The 2,722-nt window shown below is 49.9% G+C and carries 1 rRNA gene; it reads right to left on the bottom strand.

What is annotated here, in order from left to right:
- Positions 1-88 precede the first annotated feature (88 nt).
- Positions 89-2,722: ribosomal RNA gene (locus tag QL984_RS18360) — 23S ribosomal RNA — on the bottom strand; the annotation flags it as partial.

Genomic DNA, 2,722 nt, shown 5'->3' with positions numbered 1-2,722 from the left:
TTCTGATAATAAAGTCTTCAAGTATCTACTTTAGTTATATTAACTTCTTCGCTTGTTTCACTATCACATAAAACGCGTTTGGCGTTGTATGGTTAAGCCTCACGGGTAATTAGTACAAGTTAGCTTAATGGCTCACACCACTTCCACATCTTGCCTATCAACGTTGTAGTCTTCAACGGCCCTTCAGAGACTTTAAAAGTCTAGTGAGAACTCATCTCGAGGCCTGCTTCGCGCTTAGATGCTTTCAGCGCTTATCAGTTCCGAACGTAGCTACCGGGCAATGCCATTGGCATGACAACCCGAACACCAGCGGTTCGTTCACTCCGGTCCTCTCGTACTAGGAGCAACCCCTCTCAATTCTCAAACGCCCACGGCAGATAGGGACCGAACTGTCTCACGACGTTCTAAACCCAGCTCGCGTACCACTTTAAATGGCGAACAGCCATACCCTTGGGACCGACTTCAGCCCCAGGATGTGATGAGCCGACATCGAGGTGCCAAACACCGCCGTCGATATGAACTCTTGGGCGGTATCAGCCTGTTATCCCCGGAGTACCTTTTATCCGTTGAGCGATGGCCCTTCCATTCAGAACCACCGGATCACTATGACCTACTTTCGTACCTGCTCGACGTGTCTGTCTCGCAGTTAAGCTGGCTTCTACCATTACACTAACCGTACGATGTCCGACCGTACTTAGCCAACCTTCGTGCTCCTCCGTTACTCTTTGGGAGGAGACCGCCCCAGTCAAACTACCCACCAGGCACTGTCCGTAACCCCGATTCAGGGGCCAACGTTAGAACATCAAAACTACAAGGGTGGTATTTCAAGGACGACTCCACAAAAACTAGCGTCTCTGCTTCTAAGTCTCCCACCTATCCTACACATGTAGGTTCAATGTTCAGTGCCAAGCTGTAGTAAAGGTTCACGGGGTCTTTCCGTCTAGCCGCGGGTACACAGCATCTTCACTGCGATTTCAATTTCACTGAGTCTCGGGTGGAGACAGCGTGGCCATGGTTACACCATTCGTGCAGGTCGGAACTTACCCGACAAGGAATTTCGCTACCTTAGGACCGTTATAGTTACGGCCGCCGTTTACCGGGGCTTCGATCAAGAGCTTCTCCGAAGATAACCCCATCAATTAACCTTCCGGCACCGGGCAGGTGTCACACCGTATACGTCATCTTGCGATTTTGCACAGTGCTGTGTTTTTAATAAACAGTCCCAGCCACCTGGTCACTGCGGCTCCAATCAGCTTAAAGAGCAAGTCTCATCACCAATCGGAGCGTACCTTCTCCCGAAGTTACGGTACGATTTTGCCTAGTTCCTTCACCCGAGTTCTCTCAAGCGCCTTAGTATTCTCTACCTGACCACCTGTGTCGGTTTGGGGTACGATTCGGTATAATCTGAAGCTTAGAGGCTTTTCCTGGAAGTATGGCATCAGCAACTTCATCACCTTGGTGACTCGTCTCGTGTCTCAGCCTAACAGTAACCCGGATTTACCTAAGTCACTAGCCTACACACTTTCACATGGACTACCATCGCCATGCTTGCTTAGCCTGCTCCGTCCCCCCATCGCAATTATACCAAGTACGGAAATATTAATCCGTTTCCCATCGACTACGCCTTTCGGCCTCGCCTTAGGGGTCGACTTACCCTACCCTGATTAACATGGGATAGGAACCCTTGGTCTTCCGGCGTGCGGGTTTTTCACCCGCATTATCGTTACTCATGTCAGCATTCGCACTTCTGATACGTCCAGCATACCTCCCGGTACACCTTCAACCGCTTACAGAACGCTCCCCTACCACTCAGAATAAATTCTGAATCCGCAGCTTCGGTGCATAGTTTAGCCCCGTTACATCTTCCGCGCAGACCGACTCGACCAGTGAGCTATTACGCTTTCTTTAAAGGATGGCTGCTTCTAAGCCAACCTCCTGGCTGTCTGGGCCTTTCCACATCGTTTCCCACTTAACTATGACTTTGGGACCTTAGCTGGCGGTCTGGGTTGTTTCCCTCTTCACGACGGACGTTAGCACCCGCCGTGTGTCTCCCGGATATTACTTTACGGTATTCGGAGTTTGCAAAGGGTTGGTAAGTCGGGATGACCCCCTAGCCTTAACAGTGCTCTACCCCCGTAAGTATTCGTCCGAGGCTCTACCTAAATAGATTTCGGGGAGAACCAGCTATCTCCCGGTTTGATTAGCCTTTCACTCCTAACCACAGGTCATCCCCTAACTTTTCAACGTTAGTGGGTTCGGTCCTCCAGTTGATGTTACTCAACCTTCAACCTGCCCATGGCTAGATCACCGGGTTTCGGGTCTATACCTTGCAACTATTCGCCCAGTTAAGACTCGGTTTCCCTACGGCTACCCTAATCGGTTAACCTCGCTACAAAATATAAGTCGCTGACCCATTATACAAAAGGTACGCAGTCACCCAACAAGTGGGCTCCTACTGCTTGTACGTACACGGTTTCAGGTTCTATTTCACTCCCCTCACAGGGGTTCTTTTCGCCTTTCCCTCACGGTACTGGTTCACTATCGGTCAGTTGGGAGTATTTAGCCTTAGATGATGGTCCACCTATATTCAGTCAAAGTTTCACGTGCTCCGACCTACTCGATTTCACTTAAAATGCGTTTTCATGTACGGGACTATCACCCTGTATCGTGGCACTTTCCAGAGCCTTCCATTAACACATAATAAGCTTAAGGGCTGTTCCGA

It is taken from the genome of Pseudoalteromonas sp. APC 3495, from assembly GCF_030407645.1.
Classification (GTDB): Bacteria; Pseudomonadota; Gammaproteobacteria; order Enterobacterales; family Alteromonadaceae; genus Pseudoalteromonas; species Pseudoalteromonas tetraodonis.
This window is presented reverse-complemented; position numbering and strand designations above follow the sequence as displayed.